The sequence below is a fragment of the Williamsia sp. Y844 genome, from assembly GCF_056786475.1.
On the sequence record NZ_JBXCJB010000001.1, the window covers coordinates 167,442 to 186,629 of the forward strand.

Annotated in this window: 15 protein-coding genes and 2 tRNA genes; 5 read left to right on the top strand and 12 right to left on the bottom strand. The window is 64.6% G+C overall.

The features are described 5' to 3' along the window. Window positions 1-121: 121 nt before the first annotated feature. The 5 genes from AC1TQG_RS00835 to AC1TQG_RS00855 form a co-directional block, all read right to left on the bottom strand. Window positions 122-194, bottom strand: a tRNA-Glu gene (locus tag AC1TQG_RS00835). 29 nt (window positions 195-223) lie between these two features. Next, a tRNA-Gln gene (locus AC1TQG_RS00840) sits at window positions 224-295 on the bottom strand. A gap of 101 nt (window positions 296-396) precedes the next feature. Continuing rightward, window positions 397-1,869 (bottom strand): glutamate--tRNA ligase, encoded by a 1,473-nt coding sequence (gene gltX / locus AC1TQG_RS00845; protein WP_482135064.1) that lies wholly within the window; start codon window positions 1,867-1,869, stop codon window positions 397-399. A 47-nt stretch (window positions 1,870-1,916) separates the two neighbouring features. Further along, entirely contained in the window at window positions 1,917-2,744 is an 828-nt protein-coding gene (locus AC1TQG_RS00850) for an alpha/beta fold hydrolase (protein ID WP_482135065.1), read from the bottom strand. Between the two features lie 3 nt (window positions 2,745-2,747). After that, on the bottom strand, window positions 2,748-3,557 hold the full coding sequence (locus AC1TQG_RS00855; protein WP_482135066.1) for a fumarylacetoacetate hydrolase family protein: 810 nt from the start codon (window positions 3,555-3,557) through the stop codon (window positions 2,748-2,750). 128 nt (window positions 3,558-3,685) lie between these two features. Here AC1TQG_RS00855 and AC1TQG_RS00860 point away from each other — a divergent pair, with 128 nt between their 5' ends. Then, entirely contained in the window at window positions 3,686-4,891 is a 1,206-nt protein-coding gene (locus AC1TQG_RS00860; protein WP_482135067.1) for an MFS transporter, read from the top strand. A 110-nt stretch (window positions 4,892-5,001) separates the two neighbouring features. Here the strand turns inward: AC1TQG_RS00860 and AC1TQG_RS00865 are convergent, their stop codons facing one another. Both AC1TQG_RS00865 and serA read right to left on the bottom strand, forming a co-directional pair. After that, window positions 5,002-6,015 (bottom strand): 3-isopropylmalate dehydrogenase, encoded by a 1,014-nt coding sequence (locus AC1TQG_RS00865; protein ID WP_482135068.1) that lies wholly within the window; start codon window positions 6,013-6,015, stop codon window positions 5,002-5,004. After that, window positions 6,012-7,607: a phosphoglycerate dehydrogenase gene (serA, locus tag AC1TQG_RS00870; protein WP_482135069.1), complete on the bottom strand. Its 1,596-nt coding sequence runs from the start codon at window positions 7,605-7,607 to the stop codon at window positions 6,012-6,014. Before serA ends, AC1TQG_RS00865 begins: the two co-directional genes overlap by 4 nt. 271 nt (window positions 7,608-7,878) lie before the next feature. On the opposite strand from serA, the gene AC1TQG_RS00875 reads away from it, so the two are divergent. Continuing rightward, the gene (locus tag AC1TQG_RS00875) at window positions 7,879-8,541 is read left to right on the top strand and encodes a S1 family peptidase (protein WP_482135070.1); all 663 of its coding nucleotides are present in this window, start codon (window positions 7,879-7,881) and stop codon (window positions 8,539-8,541) included. Window positions 8,542-8,718: 177 nt separating this feature from the next. On the opposite strand, the gene ilvC is transcribed toward AC1TQG_RS00875, so the two are convergent. The 3 genes from ilvC to AC1TQG_RS00890 all read right to left on the bottom strand — a co-directional run bounded on the left by ilvC (window position 8,719) and on the right by AC1TQG_RS00890 (window position 12,250). After that, window positions 8,719-9,720 (bottom strand): ketol-acid reductoisomerase, encoded by a 1,002-nt coding sequence (gene ilvC, locus AC1TQG_RS00880; RefSeq protein ID WP_482137217.1) that lies wholly within the window; start codon window positions 9,718-9,720, stop codon window positions 8,719-8,721. 83 nt (window positions 9,721-9,803) lie between these two features. Further along, window positions 9,804-10,307, bottom strand: coding sequence for an acetolactate synthase small subunit (gene ilvN, locus AC1TQG_RS00885; RefSeq protein WP_482135071.1), 504 nt, complete (start codon window positions 10,305-10,307; stop codon window positions 9,804-9,806). Beyond that, on the bottom strand, window positions 10,304-12,250 hold the full coding sequence (locus AC1TQG_RS00890) for an acetolactate synthase large subunit (protein WP_482135072.1): 1,947 nt from the start codon (window positions 12,248-12,250) through the stop codon (window positions 10,304-10,306). Before AC1TQG_RS00890 ends, ilvN begins: the two co-directional genes overlap by 4 nt. A gap of 324 nt (window positions 12,251-12,574) precedes the next feature. Between AC1TQG_RS00890 and AC1TQG_RS00895 the strand changes: the two genes are divergently transcribed. Together AC1TQG_RS00895 and ilvD are read left to right on the top strand one after the other, a co-directional pair. Then, window positions 12,575-13,021 carry a PH domain-containing protein gene (locus AC1TQG_RS00895; protein WP_482135073.1) on the top strand — a complete coding sequence of 149 codons (447 nt, stop codon included), beginning with the start codon at window positions 12,575-12,577 and terminating at the stop codon, window positions 13,019-13,021. Window positions 13,022-13,125: 104 nt separating this feature from the next. Next, a complete protein-coding gene (gene ilvD, locus AC1TQG_RS00900; RefSeq protein ID WP_482135074.1) occupies window positions 13,126-14,973 on the top strand; it encodes a dihydroxy-acid dehydratase in 1,848 nt (615 codons plus the stop codon). Window positions 14,974-15,076: 103 nt separating this feature from the next. Here ilvD and AC1TQG_RS00905 read toward each other — a convergent pair whose 3' ends face one another. After that, window positions 15,077-16,660 carry a succinic semialdehyde dehydrogenase gene (locus AC1TQG_RS00905; RefSeq protein WP_482135075.1) on the bottom strand — a complete coding sequence of 528 codons (1,584 nt, stop codon included), beginning with the start codon at window positions 16,658-16,660 and terminating at the stop codon, window positions 15,077-15,079. A gap of 168 nt (window positions 16,661-16,828) precedes the next feature. After that, window positions 16,829-17,860, bottom strand: a complete 1,032-nt coding sequence (locus AC1TQG_RS00910; RefSeq protein ID WP_482135076.1) for a DoxX family membrane protein — start codon at window positions 17,858-17,860, stop codon at window positions 16,829-16,831. Between the two features lie 106 nt (window positions 17,861-17,966). Between AC1TQG_RS00910 and AC1TQG_RS00915 the strand changes: the two genes are divergently transcribed. Then, complete coding sequence (locus AC1TQG_RS00915; RefSeq protein WP_482135077.1) at window positions 17,967-19,109, top strand: PQQ-dependent sugar dehydrogenase; 1,143 nt, start codon at window positions 17,967-17,969, stop codon at window positions 19,107-19,109. Window positions 19,110-19,188: the final 79 nt, after the last annotated feature.

Here is a 19,188-nt window from a genome sequence, read left to right on the forward strand (position 1 = left end):
AAGGCCCCTACCGGACATCAGTTCCAGCGGGGGCCTTCGCTGCTGCGTGGAAGCCGACCGCCTTGGTCCGGACAGAGAAAAACCCTCCCCCTGCATGGCAGGAGAAGGGTTGATCTTGTTGTAGCCCCGACGGGATTCGAACCCGCGCTACCGCCTTGAGAGGGCGGCGTCCTAGGCCGCTAGACGACGGGGCCAGAACTGACACAGTATTACGCTGTTGTCGCTGGGGTACCAGGACTCGAACCTAGAATGGCGGTACCAGAAACCGCTGTGTTGCCAATTACACCATACCCCATTCGCTGCTCTCCCAGTCGCTTGTGGCGGCTGGAAAAGCAACGAGAAAGAGATTATCAAACCCTGCGCCCTAACCTGTAATCGCCAGGTCAGAGGCACTTTTTACACGATCGTTGCGCGAGCAGCGCGCAGTCGGGCGAGGCTGCGCTGCGCCCCGAGGAGCTCCAACGACTCGAACAGCGGAGGGCTGATGTGCGACCCCGTCACCGCAACACGAACCGGACCGAACGCCTTGCGCGGTTTGAGCTCGAGTCGCTCCACCAACGCTTCCTTGAGGGCGCTTTCAATGGCCTCAGTCGTCCACTGAGGCAATGCCGCCAGCGATTCGATGGTCGCGTCCAGAACGGGCGCCGCGTCGGCTCCGAGGTTCTTACGGGCCGCTGCTTCGTCGATCGCGAATTCGTCGTCCGCCACGTAGAGGAATGCGATGAGTCCCCACGCGTCCCCGAGGACCTGGATGCGCGTCTGGACCAGATCGGCGACAACCGCCCACTGGGCCTCGTCGACCGGTTCGGTCAACTTGCCCGCCTTGACGACGAAGTCCCGCAACCGCCCGGCAAAGTCCTCCGGGGTGAGCCGGCGAATGTGCTCGGCGTTGATCGAGTCGGCCTTCTTCTGGTCGAACCGGGCGGGATTGGAGTTCACCTTCGAGATGTCGAACGCGGCGATCATCTCGTCGAGGGTGAAGATGTCGTGATCGTCGGCGATGCCCCAGCCCAGGAGCGCCAAGTAGTTCAGCAGGCCTTCGGGGATGAACCCGCGATCGCGGTGGTGGAACAGGCTCGACTGCGGGTCGCGCTTCGACAGCTTCTTGTTGCCCTCCCCCATCACAAACGGAAGATGCCCGAATTCGGGTGTCCGGCTTGCGATTCCGACCCGGATGAGCGCTTCGTAGAGTGCGATCTGACGCGGTGTCGACGACAGCAGATCTTCACCGCGCAGGACGTGGGTGATCTCCATCAACGCGTCGTCGACGGGATTGACCAAGGTGTACAACGGATCTCCGTTGCCGCGTGTCAGCGCGAAATCCGGCACCGTCCCGGCCGGGATGGTGGTGGTGCCGCGCACCAGGTCGTCCCATGAGATGTCGCGATCGGGCATCTTGAGCCGGACGACGGCGCGGCGGCCCTCGTCGCGAAATGCCTGCTTCTGCCCTTCGGTGAGGTCGCGGTCGAAGTTGTCGTAGCCGAGCTTGGGATCACGGCCTGCGGCCTTGTGCCGCGCCTCGACCTCTTCTGCCGTCGAGAACGCCTCGTAGGCCTCACCGGCATCGAGAAGCTTTGCGACCGCATCGAGATGCAGCGGTTTGCGTTGCGACTGGCGGTAGGGCTCATGCGGGCCACCGACCTCCGGGCCCTCGTCCCAGTTCAGGCCGAGCCAGCGCAGCGCATCGAGGATCGCGGCGTACGACTCCTCGGTGTCGCGCGCGGCGTCGGTGTCCTCGATCCGGAACACGAACGCACCACCGTTGTGCCGGGCGTAGGCGTAGTTGAACAACGCGGTACGCACCAACCCGACATGTGGTGTGCCGGTCGGAGATGGACAAAAACGGACGCGGACCTGCGATTCACTCATGCGCCCAGATTACGCGGGGGTAACAGTGCCGCTGTCCCCTGGCATCCTCAGGCGGTGTGCTGCCCCAAGAATTCGATCAGGAGCGCGTTGACCTCGGCCGGCTGCTCGAGGTAGCCGTAGTGACCGGCCTTGACCACTTCCTCGTACCGCGCACCGGGTATCGCGTCTGCGACCTCACGAGCCAGATGTGGTGGCAACGTACGGTCGTCGGCGAAACCGATCACCAGCGACGGCCGGGTGATCCCGGCATATGCGGCAAGACGATCACTCTCTCCGTCGTGCAGCCCGAGTTGTGCCCGCATACCCGGCGTCACCGTTTGCCCAGAGAACTCGATCACATCGAGCCAGTCCCGCACCGCGGTGTCGTTGTCGAGGGTGTGCCGAGACAGATTGAGGTGCGCGGTGATCGCCGCGTGGAAGCGAGGAGGCAACGTGATCTTCTGGTCGTAGAGCGCCCGCTCCCCTTCGGAGATCCATTGCTGCAGTGGCCCACTGCGACCGTACGTCGCGATCATGACGGCGCACCGGACGAGATCGGGTCGCGCCAACGCCAACTCCTGGGTCACCTTCGCGCCGAGCGAGGTTCCGATCACAACCGCAGGCTCACCGCCGAGAAACTCGATCAGAGCGGCGGTATCGGCCACCATGTCGGCGATGGTGAACCCTTCGGGACATTCACTCGACGGTGCGATGCCGCGATTGTCGAACATGACGACGCGGTAGCCCGCCTTGACCAGCGCCGGCTGCTGGTGCGCTTTCCAGACCCGGCCCGGACTGCCACTACCCATCACCATGACAACCAGTGGACCTGAACCGGAGTCCTCGTAGCTGAGCGAGATTCCGTTGACCTGAGCAGTTTTCGGCTGCGGACGCATCTGCTACCCCCGCTCGGCGACCGGGTTTGTCAGCGTGCCGAGGCCTTCGACGGTGACACTGACCGTGTCGCCGGCGGCCATCGGACCGATGCCTTCCGGTGTGCCGGTGAGAATCACGTCGCCGGGCAGCAGTGTCATCACGGCGCTGATCCATTCGACGATCTCGCCGACGTCGTGCAGCATCAGGCTGGTGCGGCTGCGCTGCTTGACCTCTCCGTTGAGCTCGGTGCGGATCTCGAGATCACTGGGGTCGAGTTCGGTTTCGATCCACGGCCCGAGCGGACAGAAGGTGTCGTGGCCCTTGCCGCGTGTCCACTGCCCATCGGCCTTCTGCTGATCGCGGGCCGTGACGTCGTTGCCGATCGTGTAGCCGAGGATCACATCCTTTGCCGCTGCCGCCTTCACATCGCGGCAGGGGCGGCCGATCACGATCGCGAGCTCACCCTCGAAGTCCACGCGGTTCGACGATTTCGGTCGCAGGATCGGCACGTGGGGCCCGATGATCGAAGTGTTCGGCTTTATGAAAATCACCGGATTCTCCGGTGCCTCAACAACCCCTGGGGTCGAGCTCCGCTCCGCTTCGTCTTCGGCCATTTCAGCCACATGAGCCAGATAATTTTTACCAATACAGATCACCTTGCTGGCCAGGATCGGCGCCAGCAGGCGGGTATCGGCCAGCGGCCAGCTCCGGCCGGTGAACGTGGGCGTACCAAAAGGGTGTTCGGCAATTTCACGAGCCGTGGCGGCGTCGCCGTCGCCTTCGATACTGACAAAAGCAACCCCGTCAGGGCTGGCAATTCGACCTAGTCGCATGGTCGCCAGACTATCGCACCCGGACCATCTCAACTGTCGGGAGCCGCCCTTGGCACCATCCCCAGCGGCGTTCTACTATATGGACATTCTATTTCATATGTTGAGAACACGATCGAGGAGGTCCTGATATGCCCACCAATGCCCGCCGCTGGGCAATGCTCTGCGCCTCCCTGCTGTCCGCGATGGCAACGACCTGCGTCGTCAGCGGTGTCGCCTTCCTCATCCCCGAACTGCACCGCTCAGAAGGGATGTCACTGACCGAGGCGTCAACCCTGGCAGCGGCGCCGACCTTCGGGCTGCTGTTGTCGACCTATGCCTGGGGTATCGCCCTCGACCGGTTCGGCGAGCGCCGGATCCTGCTGCTGTCACTGGGCTCGACCATCGTCACAATGTCGACGGCATGTTTGGCCAACATGTGGGACGCACCCAAGGCCGTCCTGGGCCTGGCACTGTTGGTGGCAGGCGTCACCTCGGCCGCAACCAACGGGGCCGGTGGCCGCATCGTCGTCGGATGGTTCTCGCCCGAGAAACGCGGCACCGCGATGGGTGTCCGGCAGACGGCGCAACCGCTGGGCATCGGTGTCTGCGCCCTGACGATCCCGGTTCTGTCCGAAAAGTTCGGTGTCACAACCGGTCTGGTGGTCCCCTTGGTTGTCACGGTGATCGCGACAGTGTTCGTCCTGGTTGTGGTCGCCGACCCGCAACGACCATCGACATCGGCCACCCAGACCGCCATGTCGTCGAATCCGTATCGCGGAAGCCAGTTCCTGCCACGTGTCCATGGGGTGAGCATTCTGCTGTGTGTCCCCCAGGGCATGCTGTGGACGTTTGTGCCGGCCTGGCTGATCGTGCAGCACAACTGGTCCCCGATGACCGCGGGCATCCTGGTGACGATCAGTCAGATCCTCGGCGCCGCCGGTCGCATCGGCGCCGGCCGATGGTCCGACGTCTGGGGATCACGCACCAAACCGATTCGGTTGATCTCGATCGGCGCCACCGCATCGGTGGGATTGCTGGCCTTCACCGATTGGCTCAACAGCCCCGTCGCGGCGGCCGTCATGGTTATCGCGAGCGTGATCACGGTGGCCGACAACGGATTGGCGTTCACCGCGATCGCCGAGTTCTCCGGGCCGCAATGGAGCGGTCGTGCACTGGCGGTCCAGAACACGGGCCAATACCTGTGGATGGCCGCGTCCACACCGCTGTTCGGCATGGCCATCGGTGCCTTCGGCTACCCGGCCGCGTTCCTGATCGCCGCGGCAGCCCCGGCCGCCGCGATCGGATTGGTCCCACCGGACCAAAAGCGCGACGCGTTGGTGACCACTCCGTCTTGACGGCCGGTGGCCACAACGACAAACCCCACCCGTTTCAGTCAAAACCACATGGTGCAACGTGTGGAAATGCCTGGAACGGGTGGGGTTTGTGAGTGTGCCCGGCCGGCGGGTCAGCCCAGGGCTGCCCGGATCCGGGTCCCGATCTCCTTGGTGTCGACCGGAAGTTCTCCGCGGCTCGCCAGGTCGGCGGCGACCGCCTGCGAGATCCGGTCGGCCTCGGCCTCGTGGCCGAGATGACGCAGCAGGAGTTCCACCGACAGGATGGCAGCCGTGGGATCGGCGACGCCCTTCCCGGCGATATCCGGAGCACTTCCGTGGACCGGCTCGAACATCGACGGGTTGGTGCCGGTCGCATCGATGTTGCCCGACGCCGCCAGGCCGATGCCACCGCTGACCGCGCCTGCGATGTCGGTGATGATGTCGCCGAACAGGTTGTCGGTGACGATGACGTCGTAACGACCCGGGTTGGTGACCATGTAGATGGTCGCCGCATCGATGTGGTTGTAATCGACGGTGACCTCGGGGTACTCAACCGCAACCTCGTCGACGGTGCGCTTCCACATCGATCCGGCAAACGTGAGCACGTTTGTCTTGTGGATCAGTGTGAGGTGCTTGCGACGGGCCTGAGCACGCTTGAAGGCATCGCGGACAACGCGTTCGATGCCGAACCGGGTGTTGACGCTGACCTCGGTGGCGACCTCGTTCGGGGTACCGACGCGGATGGCACCACCGTTGCCGGTGTACGGACCTTCCGTGCCTTCACGGACCACAACGAAGTCGATGTCGGGGTTGCCCGCCAGCGGCGAGGTGACGCCGGGGTAGAGCTTGCTCGGGCGCAGGTTCACATGGTGATCGAGCGCAAAGCGCATGTTCAGCAGCAAACCGCGCTCGAGGATGCCCGGGGTGACCGACGGATCGCCGATCGCGCCAAGCAGGATCGCGTCGTGGCCGCGAATCGCGGTCAGATCCTCATCGGTCAGCAGTTCGCCGGTGCGGTGGTAGCGATTGGCGCCGAGATCGAACTCGGTGGTCTCGACGCCCGGCAGGACGTGTTCCAGTACCGCCAGAGCTTCGGAGATGACCTCAGGGCCGATTCCGTCGCCGGCTATGACAGCGAGTTTCATGACAGGTCGACCTGCTTGATGAGCGTCGCGCCGACTGCCTCACCGATGGCGGTGAGGACGGCCTCGGGGATCTGCTGGCTCACGCGCAGCAGGATGGTCGCGCCTTCACCCTCGGCGTCCTGCGAGAGTCCGGCGGCCGCGATGTCGATGCCGGCGTTGCCGAGCAGGGTGCCGATCTTGCCCAGTGATCCCGGCTGATCTCCATAGGAGACAACAAGATTGAGGCCTTCGGCCCGCAGGTCGAAGTTGCGGCCGTTGATGTTGACGATCTTCTCGACCTCGGCAGGCCCCGACAGGGTGCCACCGACATTGAGGACGGTTCCGTCACCGAAGACCGCACGCAGATCCACCAGGTTGCGGTGATTCGGGCTCTCCGATGCGGTGGTCACCTCAGAGGTGACACCACGCTCGGCCGCCAAGGCGGGAGCGTTCACGAAGGTGACCGGATCCTCGATGACGGCGGAGAACAGACCACGCAGCGCGGACAGTCCGAGGACGTCGACATTGCGCGACGCGATCTCGCCGCGGACGTCAACGCTGAGGTTGGCCGGAACCTGACCCGACAGGGCGCCGACCAGGACACCGAGCTTGCGGACGAGTTCGAGCCACGGGGCGACCTCGTCGTCGACTGCGCCACCGGTGATGTTCACGGCGTCGGGGACGAAGTGTCCGGCCAGGGCCAGCCGCACGCTCTTGGCGACGTCGGTGCCTGCGCGATCCTGCGCCTCCGAGGTGGAGGCACCCAGATGCGGGGTCACCACTACCTGCGGGAGCTCGAACAGCGGCGAATCAGTGCACGGCTCGGTGGCGTAGACGTCGAGGCCTGCGGCGAACACATGACCGGTCTTGATGGCATCGGCCAGTGCCTGCTCGTCGATCAGCCCACCGCGAGCGGCGTTGACGACGATGACGCCCTTCTTGGTGCGGGCCAGCTCGTCGGCGCCGATGAGGCCGAGGGTCTCCGGAGTCTTGGGCAGGTGCACCGAGAACATGTCGGCGCGCTCGAGCAGCTCGTCCAGGGTGACCAGCTCGATACCGAGCTGTGCGGCGCGAGCCGGCGACACGTAGGGGTCGTACGCGATGATGTTGGTCTCGAAGGCGGCCAGGCGCTGTGCGAACAGCTGTCCGATCCGGCCGAGTCCGACAACACCGACGGTCTTGCCGAAGATCTCGACACCGTTGAACTTCGACCGCTTCCACTCGTGCTCGCGCAGGGTGGCATCGGCGGCCGGGATCTGCCGGGCAGCGGACAGCAACAGGCTGACGGCGTGCTCGGCGGCGGTGTGGATGTTGGACGTCGGTGCATTGACCACCATCACGCCCCGCTCGGTTGCGGCCGCGACATCGACATTGTCGAGTCCGACGCCGGCGCGGGCGATGATCTTCAGGTTGGGTCCGGCGGCGAGGACCTCGGCATCAACCTGAGTAGCCGAACGCACGAGAATGGCGTCGGCATCCTTGACTGCCTCGAGCAACTTCGGGCGGTCGGGGCCATCGACCCAGCGCACCTCGACATCTTCGCCGAGGGCAGCAACCGTGGACTGTGCCAATTTGTCGGCGATCAACACGACTGGGCGGCCGGTGGGGCTCACAGTAAAATTCTCCTGGGGTCGGGTAGCGCCCGGCGCTTACCGGGAGCCAGCGAAGTGGCAACTCCAGCGATCAGCTTAGTGGCCGCCCACAGCGATCCGTTCCCGGGTATATCGACGAACCCCGGCGCGGACCTGCATGAATCGGATCAGTCGGCCCGATGACCTGGGAAATGCCGCCCCGAAGATCGATTGCGACTATCTTTCAAGGAGGATATTCCGGCTTCGGGGGAGACACACCGGGATAGACCACGGCCGATGATTGGGGAATCCGATGCTGAAGAAATTGCTTGTGGCCTGCATGGCCCTGGCATCCGCCGCACTACTTGTGACCGGGGGCGGAGCTGCGGTCGCGGCACCGGCGAAGGTCGCCTTGGGCGGCGGTTCGGGAATCCTGATCCTCAAAGGCGGCAACAGTGCCTCGGCGTGCACGCTGACCACCATCGGCACCGACAACACCGGCACGCTCTACGGGTTGACCGCAGGCCACTGTGGTGAGGGCGGACAGCGGGTCGCCTCCGAGCAAGATCAGGATCGCGGCGTCCTGGGCCGGATCACGTTCTCCAATCACAAACTCGACTACGCGATCATCGCGTTCGATCCGGAGAAGGTCGCACCGACCCGCACGGTCGGGAACGTGACCATCCGCAGCGTGCAGACGACTCCCCCGCAGTTCCCGGACATCGCCTGCAAGGAAGGCCGGACCAGCGGCAACACCTGTGGTGTCACGTGGTTCGCCGACGGCGTCGAGCACATCAGTCAGATCTGTGTTCTCGAGGGCGACTCGGGCAGCCCGGTGGTCATCGGTGACCGACTCATCGGCATGGTGAACGCCTACTACTACGTCGGCTGCATCGGACCCGAGACGGGCACCAACATCAAGCCGATCCTGGACGACCTGCCTCTGCGCGGGGTCAACGGATTCAAGGTGTACTGACCCGCTCGCTCGTGATGTCCCCCGCCTCGGAGACTCAGGGGAAGGTCCCGCTCGGCGGTGGTTCGGGCATCGCGATCCTGCAGATCGACGAATCACCGGATTTCGCCTGTCCTGAGACGGACAACAGAAAGGCCCCGAACCAATGGTCCGGGGCCTTTCTATGAATTCGCTTGAATATCAGGCGGTTTCGGTGATCGGGCGATCAACCCAGCTCATCAGGTCGCGCAGCTTCTGGCCGGTGACCTCGATCGGGTGCTCGGCGTTCTGCTTACGCAGACCTTCGAGCTCCTTGTTGCCACCCTCGACGTTGGCAACCAGACGCTTGACGAAGGTGCCGTCCTGGATGTCCTTGAGGATGGCCTGCATGCGCTCCTTGGTACCCGCGTCGATGACCCGCGGGCCCGACACGTAGCCACCGAACTCAGCGGTGTCGGACACCGAGTAGTTCATGCGGGCGATGCCACCCTCGTACATGAGGTCGACGATGAGCTTGAGCTCGTGAAGAACCTCGAAGTACGCCATCTCGGGCGCGTAACCGGCCTCGACCATGACCTCGAAGCCGACCTTGACGAGTTCTTCGGTGCCGCCGCAGAGCACGGCCTGCTCGCCGAAGAGGTCCGTCTCGGTCTCTTCCTTGAAGGTGGTCTTGATGACGCCTGCACGGGTGCCACCGATGCCCTTGGCGTAGGACAGCGCGAGCGCCTGGCCCTCACCCTTGGGATCCTGATCCACTGCGATGAGCGCGGGAACGCCCTTGCCGTCGACGAACTGACGACGCACGAGGTGGCCGGGGCCCTTCGGTGCGACCATGCCGACGGTGACGAACTCCGGAGCCTTGATCAGGTCGAAGTGGATGTTCAGGCCGTGACCGAAGAACAGCGCGTCGCCGTCCTTGAGGTTGGGCTCGATGTCATTGGTGAAGATGCTTGCCTGAGCGGTATCCGGTGCGAGCACCATGATGACGTCCGCCCACTCGGAAACCTCTGCCGGCGTACCGACGGTCAGGCCGGCTTCCTCTGCCTTGGCACGAGACTTCGAGCCTTCTTTGAGGCCGATGCGGACCTCGACGCCCGAGTCGCGCAGGCTCAATGAGTGCGCGTGACCCTGGCTGCCGTATCCGATGACCGCAACCTTGCGGCCCTGGATGATCGACAGGTCGGCATCGTCGTCGTAGAACATCTCGACTGCCACTTGACTTCCCTTCATTGGTGAATCTCCCGGCCATCATTGGCCAGGGATCAGTTTTGTTTGTCTAGATTGTGTCAGCGAGCCGCGGACATGCTCTTGGGGCCACGGCCAAGGGCGACGATGCCCGACTGGGCGATCTCCCTGATGCCGTAGGGATCGAGCATCTTCAGCAGCGCGTCGAGCTTGTCTTGCGTACCGGTCGCCTCGACGGTGATCGAGTCGGGTGAGACGTCGATTACCTTGGCGCGGAACAGGTTGACCACTTCGATCACCTCTCCGCGTGCAGATGCGTCGGCGCGCACCTTGACCATCAGGAGCTCGCGGGCCACCGAGGTGTCGGGGTCCTGCTCGACGATCTTGATGACGTTGATCAGCTTGTTGAGCTGCTTCGTCACCTGCTCCAGCGGGAAGTCCTCGACGGAGACCATGATGGTCATCCGCGAGACACCCTTGAGTTCGGTGGCACCGACGGCCAGCGACTCGATGTTGAAACCGCGACGCGAGAACAGCGACGCCACCCGGGCCAAAACGCCGGGACGATCTTCGACAAGCACGCTGAGCGTGTGGTGGGTGGTCACTTCTGCTCGCCCTTCTCGACGCTACGGGTCATCGCCTTGTGGATCTCATCGGGATGGGTGGACGCGGCCTCGTCGTCGTCGAACAGTGGACGAATGCCCCGGGCCGCCATGATCTGGTCGTTGCCGGTGCCGGCAGCGACCATCGGCCACACCTGCGCGTCGGCGCCGACGATGAAGTCGATCACGACCGGCCGGTCGTTGATCGCACGCGCCTGCGCCAGCACGGCGTCGACGTCTTCTTCACGCTCACAACGGAGTCCGACACAACCGAGGGCGTCCGCCAGTTTGACGAAGTCCGGGATGCGCTGCGACGGATCGGCATTGTGCGTCGACAGGTTGGTGTTGGAGTACCGCTCTTCGTAGAAGAGGGTCTGCCACTGCCGAACCATGCCCAGGTTGCCGTTGTTGATCACGGCCACCTTGATGGGGATGCCTTCGATGGCACACGTGGCCAGTTCCTGATTGGTCATCTGGAAGCAGCCGTCGCCGTCGATGGCCCACACCTCGGCGTCGGGCATGCCCTGCTTGGCACCCATGGCCGCCGGAACGGCATAGCCCATGGTGCCAAGGCCACCGGAGTTCAGCCAGGTACGCGGATTCTCGTACGAGATGAACTGTGCTGCCCACATCTGGTGCTGACCGACACCGGCGCAGTAGATCGCGTCGGGTCCGGCAGTCTTGCCGATCGCCGAGATCACGAACTCGGGCGACATCGAGCCGTCCGAGGGCCGGTCGTAGCTCAGCGGGTACGTGCGACGAACCCCGTCGAGGTAGGTCCACCACGTGCTCAGATCCGGCGCGCCGGTCGTGGTGGCCCGCTCATCGCGCACCGCCTCGATCAGTTCGGTGATGACCGCCATGCAGTCGCCGACGATGGGGACGTCGGCATGACGGTTCTTGCCGATTTCGGCGGGATCGATGTCGGCGTGGATCACCTTGGCGTCCGGCGCAAACGAGTCGAGCATGCCGGTGACCCGGTCATCGAAGCGAGCGCCGAGGGTGATCAGCAGATCGCTGCGCTGCAAACCGGCAACCGCCGCGACGGTGCCGTGCATTCCGGGCATTCCCAGGTGCTGCTTGTGGCTGTCTGGGAACGCGCCGCGGGCCATGAGGGTGGTGACCACGGGAATACCGGTGAGTTCTGCCAATTCGAGCAGTTCGGCAGATGCATTGGCCTTGATGACCCCGCCGCCGACGTACAGCACCGGTGCCTGGGCCGCGGCGATCATCCGCGCGGCCTCACGAACCTGCTTGCCGTGCGGCTTGGTCACCGGACGGTAGCCGGGCAGATCGATCTGTGGCGGCCACGAGAATGTGGTCTGCGCCTGCAGGATGTCCTTGGGGATGTCGACCAGGACTGCGCCCGGACGGCCGCTCTCGGCGATGTAGAAGGCTTCGGCCATCACCTTGGCGATCTCGGCGCCACTGTTCACCAAGAAGTTGTGCTTGGTGATCGGCATGGTGATACCGGAGATGTCGGCTTCCTGGAAGGCGTCGGTGCCGATCAGCGCCCGACCGACCTGCCCGGTGATCGCAACGATGGGAACCGAATCCATCTGAGCATCGGCCAACGGGGTCACCAGGTTGGTGGCGCCGGGTCCGGACGTCGCGATACAGACGCCGACGCGGCCCGTGGCCTGGGCATAACCGGTGGCCGCGTGACCCGCACCCTGTTCGTGACGAACAAGAATGTGGCGGACCTGCTTCGAATCGAACAGCGGGTCGTAAAGAGGGAGTACGGCTCCACCCGGAATGCCGAAGACCGACGTGACACCGAGTTCTTCGAGTGAGCGCACTACTGCCTGTGCTCCACTGACACGCTCGGGCGCGACCGTGCGCCGCTGTTGCGGCGAAGGTACGGCCGGGGCGCCATTGCCCGTGTTGCGCGATCCCGTTCCGCGGGGGCCTGGCCCCGGCTGGGTGCGTGCTGTTGGTGCGCTCACTGCACTTTCCCTCTACTCAGACGCTCGGCCCGATGGCCGCAACGTAGGTGGACAACAAAAAACCCCCGACAGCGGTGCTGTGCGAGGGTGGCGCGTCGATGCTTTGTGAGTACTTCGTGTACCCGGTCAGGCGGAGACGCGCCGGCCGAGTACGAGAATCTGTTTCTGCATCACAATTAAAGAGGCTAGAACTGCGGGTTCAAGGAGTCAAACTCATGCCATATCGATCCCACATGATGGGATCAGGGGCTCAGTCAGCAGGCCATCGATGGGCGGCGCACCGGACTGTCGAAGGCCACTCCCAAGGGATGGAACAATGTAGGAGTGTCTGAGCCAGAAGCAATCGAGTTGCCCGCGGAGTTCCGCATCCATCCCATCTCTTATTTTGCCGTCTTCATGATGGTGGTGTCCGCACTCGTGCTGGCCGGGGTATCACTGCCCTACCTGGGCTGGACACTCGCCGTACCCGTGGTCGTCGCGGTGTGGGTACACCGTCTTCGCACCACGGTCACCGAAGAAGGACTCACCACCCGGACACTGCGCGGTCAGCACAGCGCAACGTGGGATCAGATCACCGGACTGCAGTTCCCGCGTTGGGGCGCGGTGCGGGCGGTACTGCAGGACGACTCGACGTTGACCCTCCCCGCGATCAGCTTCCGGGACCTGCCCCGACTCTCTGCCGCCAGCAAGGGCCGCATCCCGGACCCGTATGCGGCCTCGGACGCCGCGGCCGCCGAGTCCGAGAGCGGCTCAGACAAAAAGGCCTCGTGACCACCGTTTTGAAACCGCGCCGCATAGCGGCGTAGCGTAAACCGCGCAACTCTCCGCACCGCAGCCCCGGTCGGAGCTGGTCGATAGGCGAGGAACCAATAGTCATGCCGCAGTTGAGGTCACGGAAAACCACCATCGGACGCAACGCCTCGGGCGCACGCTCACTCTGGCGCGCCACCGGCATGACCGATGACGACTTCGGTAAACCGATTGTCGCCATTGCCAATTCGTATACCCAGTTCGTACCCGGCCACGTGCATCTGAAGGACGTCGGCGAAATCGTCGCCGCCGCGGTCCGCGCTGCCGGTGGAGTGCCCCGCGAGTTCCACACCATCGCCGTCGACGACGGAATCGCGATGGGCCACGACGGCATGCTCTATTCCCTGCCGAGCCGCGAGATCATCGCCGACTCCGTGGAATACATGGTCAACGCGCACACCGCCGACGCACTCGTGTGTATCTCGAACTGCGACAAGATCACTCCCGGGATGCTCAACGCCGCGATGCGCCTGAACATCCCAACCGTGTTCGTCTCCGGTGGGCCGATGGAGGCCGGTAAGGCCGTCGTGGTCGGTGACACGGTTCATCCGTCGTCCGATCTGATCACCTCGATCTCCGCGTCCGCCAACGACTCCGTCGACGACGATGCACTGCGCGAGGTCGAACTGGCCGCCTGCCCGACCTGCGGTTCGTGCTCGGGCATGTTCACAGCCAACTCGATGAACTGCCTGACCGAGGCTTTGGGCCTGGCGCTGCCGGGCAACGGCTCGACGCTGGCCACGCACGAGGCACGGCACGCCCTGTTCACCCGCGCCGGAACCGTCGTCGTCGAAGCCGCCAAGCGGTATTACCACGAAGAAGACGAATCGGTGTTGCCGCGAAATATCGCCACCCCCACCGCATTCCGCAACGCAATGGCCCTCGATGTCGCCATGGGCGGATCGACCAACACGGTCCTGCACGTGCTGGCCGCCGCACAGGAGGGTGAGGTCGACGACTTCGACCTCACCGTCATCGACGAGATCAGCCGCAAGGTTCCCTGCCTGTCGAAGGTCTCCCCCAACTCGGATTACCACATGGAAGACGTGCACCGGGCCGGCGGAATCGCCGCGATCCTGGGTGAATTGCGCCGCGCCGGACTCATCGACTACACCGCGAGCACGGTTCACTCCCCCACCATCGGGACCTTCCTCGACGACTGGGACATCCGCGGCGGCAAGGCGATCGACGAAGCCTTCGAACTGTTCCACGCCGCCCCCGGTGGCGTGCGCACCACCACTCCGTTCTCGACGGCCAACCGGTGGAGTTCACTCGACACCGATGCGGCAGACGGTTGCATCCGCGACCTCGCGCACGCCTACACCGTCGAGGGTGGGCTCTGCGTCCTGCGGGGCAACCTCGCCGAGGACGGCGCCATCCTCAAGACCGCAGGCATCGACGAAGATCTCTGGCACTTCCAGGGCCCGGCGCGCGTCGTCGAGTCCCAGGAGGACGCCGTGCAGACCATCCTGAGCAAGACCATTCAGGCCGGTGACGTCCTGGTGGTCCGCTACGAAGGTCCCGCCGGTGGTCCCGGAATGCAGGAGATGCTCCACCCGACAGCCTTCATGAAGGGCACCGGCATGGGCAAGAAGTGCGCCCTGATCACCGACGGCCGGTTCTCCGGTGGTTCCTCGGGTCTGTCGATCGGGCACATCTCACCCGAAGCCGCCTCCGGTGGCGTGATCGGGCTCATCGAAGACGGCGATCAGATCCTCATCGACGTCAAGACGCGCAAGATCGAGGTCCTCGTCGACGACGAGACCCTGGCCGTGCGTCGCGCCAAGATGGATGCCTCCGAACGTCCGTGGCAGCCACGTGAGGTTCGCGAGCGCAAGGTCACCACCGCACTGCGCGCCTACGCGAAGCTCGCGACGTCGGCCGACAAGGGCGCCGTCCGCAAGGTCGACTGACCCCCGTTCACCAAATGCTCCACCTATACGAGGACGCTCCACATCTTTGTGGAGCGTCCTCGTATAGGTGGAGCGTTTGCGGCTGGTTGGGTTGCGCTGCAAGTCATTTGATGTGCAACTTCTTCATCGCCCGATAGACCCCGGCGATGAAAGCGACGTATCGCTCGGGGCTGATCTGGGGTGGGCGATCGAACTCGATGACGTGCTGGCTGGCCACCGTCTGCAGGTCGACGAACTCGAGAATGCCGACCTCACCGTGCCGACGGCCTTGACCTGACGCCTTCATCCCACCCATCGGGGCATCGTTCGACGCGTGGGCCGAGCCATATCCTTCGTTGATGTTGACCACCCCGCAACGGAGCTGCGCACCGATGCGAAGCCCCTTTGACGTATCTTTTGTCCACACACTGGCATTGAGCCCGTATTCGGTGTCGTTCGCGAGCCGGATCGCTTCGTCTTCGTTTGCCACTTTGTACACCGATACCACCGGTCCGAATGTCTCGTTGGCAAACACCTCCATCTCAGGTGTGACACCGTCGAGGATGGTCGGTTCGTAGAAGTACGGACCGAGGTCCGGTCGCGGACGTCCTCCGACGAGGACCTTCGCTCCGAGGTCAGTGGCCTGTGAGACGTGACGGCCCACTGTGTCGAGCTGACGTTTCGAAGTCAGGGAACCGACGTCGTAGCCGTATCCGGCGCCTTTGCCGAGTGTGAGCGCGCGAGTCCGGGCGATCAACTTCGCAAGGAACTCGTCGTACACCTCCGCTGCCACGTAGAGCCGTTCGGTTGACAGACATAGTTGCCCAGTCGTTGAGAAGCACGCTCGCGCAGTACCTCTGGCAGCTTTGTCCAGATCGGCATCGGCGAGCACCAGCATCGGATTCTTCCCGCCGAGTTCGAGTGTGCAGCCGATCAATCGGCGCCCCGCGGCTTCGGCGATACGGCGTCCGGCGGCGCTCGAACCGGTGAACAGGATGTGGTCGCAAGCGTCGATCATCGGCTGGCCGACAGTTTCGGGTTCACCGACGACGATCTGCCACAAGTCGGCGTCGAGTCCGCATTCAATCAGCAATTCCCGGCCTCGCAGGGCGCTGAGAACCGTCTGGGTGTCGGGCTTGTGGACAACGGCATTGCCGGCAAGGAGCGCCGGGACAATATCGCTGACCGCCAGGGCGAGTGGGTAGTTCCACGGGGTGACAATCGCGACCACACCTTTGGGATGGCGGAACTCGGTGGTCCGGGTCGCCCCGGGGATCGCGCCGGCACGTCGACGCGGTGCGAGGAAGCCGGGGGCGTGACGCCCGTAGTACAGCGCGACCCCTGCGACGTCGATCGTCTCTTCGAAGGCACTGATCCGAGATTTGCCGGTCTCGGCTTGCACGATGTCGAGGAGCTCCCGTTTCGCGAGCACCTCATCGTGCAGCCGCAAAAACGGCGCCACCCGGTCGCGCGGGGAGGTCTGGGCCCACCGCTGCTGAGCCAGGCGGGCTTTGCCGAAGGCGTCGGCCACATCGCCGGCGGTGGACGAAGTAAACGTCGCCAGATGCTCCCCTGTCGCCGGAGAGTATGTGGACAGTTGCGGTCCGGTTCCGGTGATCGAAGCCGTCAGTCGATCGGCCTCGCCGGGTCCGAGGAACACGTCGGTGGTGCCGTCAGCCGTCTCGGGGAGTCTGGTTTCTGCAGTCATGTCTTCACCGTTCGTCGACCTCACCAGTCTTAGCCACCCGCGCAGGCCCCCATGGGGTAGTCGACTACCTCACCTCCCCGTTCACCAAACGCTCCACCTATACGAAGACGCTCCACATATTTGTGGAGCGTCCTCGTATAGGTGGAGCGTTTGTGGTGGGGCCAGAGGTCAGGGTGCGGGGTTGCCCGGGGATTCGAACGGGTTGGTTCCGTTGAACAGGAACCAGATGGTGATCGGCGCGGCGATGCCGATCACCAACCACGCCACCGAACCGATGAATGGCCGGGTGGCCCAACCTCGTCCGAAGTCGAGAGAAATACGGCCGGGACCGGTCAGGATGATCGCCGCAGCGGCCAATGCCAGGAACAACTCGAATTCGATGCCGCCGCCTGCGTAGTCCGGGTCGGAGGCGAAGAACCAGACACCGCCGGCAAGTGTTGCCTTGTAGGCCGACGCCACCAGCATCACGCCAAGCACCGCAGAGCCCGCGACCGGTGTCAGCAGACCGAGCACCAACATCAGGCCACCGATGGTCTCGGAGAGCGCCCCGAGGACCGCGAGGGGTTTGGCGGCGTCCGAGTTGAAGCCGATCGCGGGATCCGGTGCATTGATCAGGTAATCCTCGAAGCCGGACAGGCGCGGACCGTTCCACCACCCGAACAACTTCTGGCTGCCGTGCGCCATCGCGATCAGGCCCACACCGAGCCGGAGCACCAGCAGGCCGAGATCGAGCGTGCCGCGACGGGCCGGAAGCTCGGTCACCAGTGGAGCCACCGGTTCCGGTTCGGCCGGGCCGCCGGACGCGAAGTCGTCATCGTCGTCATAACGCGGCTGCGGGCCGTGCTCACGGTGGAAGTCGTCCCGGTCGATGGCCGCGACCGGGATCCGCGTTGTCGCGTTCGACGGCGGCGCATCGGCAGCCGGGGTCATCACCACGTCGGTGTCCTGGTCGGCGATGTCGGCCGGGACCGACTCGTTCGACTGACGTTTGCGCATGGTGGGTATCTGCTCGGTTTCCTCGAGCTCGGCCTCACCGTCGGAGAAACCGGCGGATCGGTAGGGCTCATAGCCGTACGCGCCGGTATCCCCCTCGTCCTGCGCCCCGCGCGGGTCGTGTGCCCGCGTCAAGGGCAACTCGATCTGTTCGGTGGGCTCGTCGTATGGGCTCGACCCTTGGCCGTCGGGATCTCGTTCGGTCACACGATGACCTTAGAGGTTGTGTCGAGGATGGTCGCGATCACCGGGCCCATCGCGGTCGACCAGTTCGGGGGTCAACCAGTTCGAGGCGATCAGTAGGGTGGACGCCATGACATTGCGCCACCGGCCTGCGCTTGCCCGCCTTGTGGTCTCGCTGGTGGCGGCGGCCCTGGTGGTGACCGGCTGCAACGACGGTTTTGCCGAGCAGGACCGCAACCGCGAAGCCGGGGATTTCTCTGCGAATCAGAACCCGCAGATGCAACAGCCCTCCCAAACCCAGCCCAGTGTTCCGTCGACCGACCCCGGAGCCGACCCCGGCCCGTGCCCCGATCCCGACCCGGCGGTCATCGCAACCTGCCTCGGTGCCACCAGCGGGGTCCTCGCGGCCAGCGCCGACGCCACCTCGACGGTGGTTGCTGAGCGTGTCACCGGCAGGATCGTGCGCACCAAACGTGGCGGCCCGACGACGGAGGTCGCATCGCTGGACGTCGATGCCTCCGGCGACGGCGGTCTACTCGACTTCGCACCCTCCCCCGACTACGCGCAGGATCAGCTGGTCTACGCCTACATCACCACCGCCACCGACAACCGGGTCGTCCGGATCGCCGAGGGTGACATCCCCAAACCGATCGTGGTCGGTATCCCCAAGGGCACCACCGGAAATATGGGCACGATCTACTTCAAGAGCCCTACCGAACTGCTCGTCGCGACCGGTGACGCCGGCGATCCGCAGGCCGCTGCCGATCCGGATTCGCTTGCCGGAAAACTACTCTCGGTCACCGACCTCTCGTCGGGTGGCACCACGCCGCCGCGGGTGCTGACCTCCGGGCTCGGCGCCAACCCGGCGCTGTGCCCCGACGTCGTCACCGGCGCGCTGTATCTCACCGACCGCGCACCCGCCGAGGACCGACTGCAGATCATCAGCCCCACCGGGGTCGGACGCACGCTGTGGACCTGGCCCGACAAGCCGGAGACCGCGGGCTGCGCTGCCGTCGGCGGGATGATCGTGGTGTCGCAGACCCGAACTCAGGCGTTGCAGTTCCTGAACGCACCGACCGAGGAAAAGCCGGGCATCGAGGCGCCGGTCACGTTCCTGGACAAGAAGTACGGCGCCCTCGGTCGTCTCACCGCGGTCCCGGCCGGACTACTCCAGGTCGGAACGGTGAACAAGCAAACCGGTACGGCCGGTCCGACCGACGACCGCGTGGTGATCGTTCCGCTACCGGCAGGCAGCGCAAACACGAACATGTAAGGCAGACACCAATATGTGAAAACGGGCCCGGTCCGGGGTTTCAATGCCCCGGGCCGGGCCCGTTCACGTGACCATCAGA